At 72.7% G+C, this 3,437-nt stretch carries 5 protein-coding genes and 1 pseudogene; all 6 read left to right on the top strand.

Features of this window, described 5'->3' with window-relative positions:
- Positions 1 to 201: pseudogene (locus E1265_RS37575) on the top strand (ABC transporter ATP-binding protein); the annotation flags it as partial.
- A 15-nt stretch (positions 202 to 216) separates the two neighbouring features.
- A complete protein-coding gene (locus E1265_RS35075) occupies positions 217 to 1,308 on the top strand; it encodes an oligopeptide/dipeptide ABC transporter ATP-binding protein (RefSeq protein WP_132934998.1) in 1,092 nt (363 codons plus the stop codon).
- Positions 1,309 to 1,492: 184 nt separating this feature from the next.
- Positions 1,493 to 1,687 (top strand): hypothetical protein, encoded by a 195-nt coding sequence (locus E1265_RS35070; protein ID WP_132934997.1) that lies wholly within the window; start codon positions 1,493 to 1,495, stop codon positions 1,685 to 1,687.
- An 81-nt stretch (positions 1,688 to 1,768) separates the two neighbouring features.
- Complete coding sequence (gene mshB, locus E1265_RS35065; protein ID WP_132934996.1) at positions 1,769 to 2,635, top strand: N-acetyl-1-D-myo-inositol-2-amino-2-deoxy-alpha-D-glucopyranoside deacetylase; 867 nt, start codon at positions 1,769 to 1,771, stop codon at positions 2,633 to 2,635.
- Positions 2,632 to 3,045, top strand: a complete 414-nt coding sequence (locus E1265_RS35060; RefSeq protein ID WP_132934995.1) for a DUF6113 family protein — start codon at positions 2,632 to 2,634, stop codon at positions 3,043 to 3,045. The genes mshB and E1265_RS35060 overlap by 4 nt, the downstream gene beginning before the upstream one ends.
- Before the next feature lie 179 nt (positions 3,046 to 3,224).
- A partial coding sequence (locus E1265_RS38385) for a hypothetical protein (protein WP_207931337.1) occupies positions 3,225 to 3,437 on the top strand: 213 nt, incomplete at its 3' end.

Genomic DNA, 3,437 nt, shown 5'->3' with positions numbered 1-3,437 from the left:
AGCCTGCTCACCCCGCCCCCCGGCTGCCCCTTCGAGCCGCGCTGCGCCTTCCCGGACGAGGTGGCCGGATCCCCCTCCGGACCCCACCGCTGCGGCGCCGAGCGGCCCGCGCTGCCCGAGGGCCGCGGCGCCGCCTGCCACCTGACGGGCGAGCAGCGCCGCGCCCTGTTCACGACGCGGATCCGCCCCCGACTGCGCTGAAGGACCCACTCACCGATGAGCGACGAGAGCACCACAGAACTGATGACCGTGCGCGGTCTGACCAAGTACTTCCCGGTCCGGGGCGGCTTCCCGATCCGGCGGACCGTGGGCGCCGTCCGGGCCGTGGACGGTCTCGACTTCACCGTGCACGCCGGGGAGAGCTTCGGCCTGGTCGGCGAGTCCGGCTGCGGCAAGTCCACCACGGGCCGGCTGCTCGCCCGGCTGATCGACCCCACCGCCGGCAGCATCGTCTACCGCGGCCGGGACATCACCGCCGCGGGGCGGCGGGCCATGGCACCGATCCGCTCCGAGATCCAGATGATCTTCCAGGACCCCTACTCGTCGCTCAACCCCCGGCAGACCGTGGGCACCATCATCGGCGGCCCGATGGAGATCAACGGCATCGATCCGCCCGGCGGTCGCGAACAGCGGGTGCGGGAACTGCTGCACACCGTGGGCCTCAACCCCGAGCACTACAACCGCTTCCCGCACGAGTTCTCCGGCGGCCAGCGCCAACGCATCGGCGTGGCACGGGCGTTGGCCCTCGAACCCAAGCTGATCATCGCCGACGAACCCGTCTCGGCGCTCGACGTCTCCATCCAGGCCCAGGTGGTCAACCTGCTGCGCCGGGTGCAGCGCGACCTCGGTATCGCCTTCCTCTTCATCGCCCACGACCTCGCCGTGGTGCGGCACTTCTCCCAGCGGATCGCCGTGATGTACCTCGGCAAGATCGTCGAGGTCGGCGACCGCGAGGCGATCTACGAGCGCCCCAGGCACCCGTACACCCACGCCCTGCTCTCCGCCGTGCCCGAGGTGGACCTCGAAGACCCGGACGAGGACGAGGACGAGGACGAGGGCGCGGGCGCGCGGGCGCCGGCCAGGGAACGCATCAGGCTGGAGGGCGACGTGCCCTCGCCGACCGCCCCGCCCTCCGGCTGCCGGTTCCGCACCCGGTGCTGGAAGGCGCGGGAGAAGTGCGCCACCGAGGAGCCGCCGTTGGTCGCTCTCTCCGCGCGGGCACCCGGCCACCTCACCGCCTGCCACTTCCCCGAGGAGGGCACGACGCTGGCCTCCCAGGACCCGGCCGCCCCGGCCGTCACACCCTGAGCAGGGGACGATCACCGCCACGCCGGGGGCGTGCGCCCCTCCTCTGCTCCCATGCACCGAGACATGCTCAGGGAGATGATCGTTATGATCCATCGCGCGTGGTGGGTAAGACACTTCCAAGCAAGAACGGAAGCGTCCGTCGGCCTGCCCTGAACCGGGCACGACTACATGGAGGTGATCTTGGGTGGCGCTCTCCGTCTCCGCGGTGTTGCTGCTCGCGGTCATTGTCGTACTGCTGGTCAGGAGGGCCGGCCTGAACATCATGCACGCCATCGTGTGCATGCTGTTCGGCTTCTACCTCGCGAGCTCCAACATGGCTCCGACCATCAACGACTTCAGCAACGGCATCGCGGACATGATCAGCTCCCTCAGCTTCTGAGGCGTCCGGAGCGCGCACCGGCCGACGGCCGACCCCCTGGGGGTTCCGGTCGCCGCCGGCCGGCGACGTAAGCTCGCCCGCATGAGTTCCGGCCAGGCGGGTGTGCTTCTGGTCCACGCGCACCCCGACGACGAGTCGATCAACAACGGCGTGACCATGGCCGCCTGCGCCGCAGCCGGCGTCCGGGTCACGCTCGTCACCTGCACGCTCGGCGAGGAGGGCGAGGTCATCCCGCCCACCCTCTCCCACCTCGCCGCCGACCGGGACGACGCGCTCGGCCCGCACCGGGCGGCCGAGCTCGCCGCCGCCATGCGCGCCCTCGGCGTCCACGACCACCGCCTCCTCGGTGGCGCGGGCCGCTGGCGCGACTCGGGAATGCTCGGCCTCCCGCAGAACGACCGTCCCGACGCCTTCTGGCGCGCCGACCCCGCCGAGGCGGCCGCCGCCCTCGCCGCCGTCATCGACGAGGTGTGCCCCCGGGTCCTCATCACCTACGACGAGAACGGCGGTTACGGTCACCCCGACCACATCCAGGCCCACCGCGTCGCCATGCGCGGCGTGGAGATCGCCGGCCACCGCGTCGAGCGCGTGCTGTGGAACTGCGTGCCGCGCGGCGAGGCCGAGGCCCGGCTCGCCGAGCTGCGCGACACAGGTCCCGGACGCTTCGCCGGCGTCGCCGAGGTCGCGGACATCCCCGGCGTGGTGGCCGACGACCAGGTGGCGCTCGCCGTCCCGCCCACGCTCGCGGCCCTGGCCGCCAAGCGGGCCGCGATGGCCGCGCACGCCACCCAGATCGAGATCGAGGGCGACGTCTTCGCGCTCTCCAACGGCCTGGCCCAGCCGCTGTGGTCGACCGAGTACTACCGACTGGCCGGTGGCACGCCCCTGCCGCCGGGCGCCACCGACGTCCTCGACGGACTCGACGGACTCGACGGGGAGGCGGCATGAGGATCCTGGCCTACCTCGGGCTCGGAGTGCTCGGCGCGCTGGCCGGCGTGGCCGGATCGCTGCTCCAGGGCGGTTGGACGCCCCTCGGCCTGCTGCTCGCCCTCGGCGGGGCGGCCGGCCTCTTCTGGGGCGGCGCCATGCTCACCCGCACCAGGGCCGGCGCCGGCGCCCCGGCCGCCGGCTGGGCCATCGTGGTCCTGCTGCTGACCGTGAACCGCCCGCAGGGCGACTTCGTCTTCGCGGCCGGCGCCGGCAGCTACCTCTTCCTGCTCGGCGGCATGACCCTGGCCGTGGCCTCGGCCGCCCTCGTGCCCTCCGAGCGGCCGATGCTGTTCTTCTCGCCCGATGCCATGGCCCGCCCGTGGCCCCGGAACACCGGGCGCGACGGAGACAAGTCGCCACGAAGGTAGCCTCGTTGGGCCTCGCGCGAGGGAGGCGACGGTGCACCGTCCGGCCCGCCATCACGTGTACGCATGTGCCAATCCTGTGGTGGGGCCGTCCCGCGGCTCCGTCCCCAGTATCGTGGGGCCAGTCGTCCGCGCCCGGTCCGCCCGGGACGGTCGGCGATGGCCAACCGGGAGATCCTGCCTTGAGTCGAGAAACTGACAGCCCATCCCCCAGTCCCCTGGGGGGGGATGGTGATGCCCGCCCGGGAGCCCCGCAGGCGGAGGAGAAGAAGACCGAGACCACGCTGACGACCCGCGCCAGGATCAACATCCCAGGATCCCGGCCCATTCCGCCCATCGTGGTGCGGGAACCCGTCAACGAGGCGGCCATGCGCGCCGCCACCCCGAGCCCGCCC

Origin of the sequence: Streptomyces sp. 8K308, from assembly GCF_004348315.1 — a bacterium.
Lineage (GTDB): Bacteria > Actinomycetota > Actinomycetes > Streptomycetales > Streptomycetaceae > Streptomyces.
This window is presented reverse-complemented; position numbering and strand designations above follow the sequence as displayed.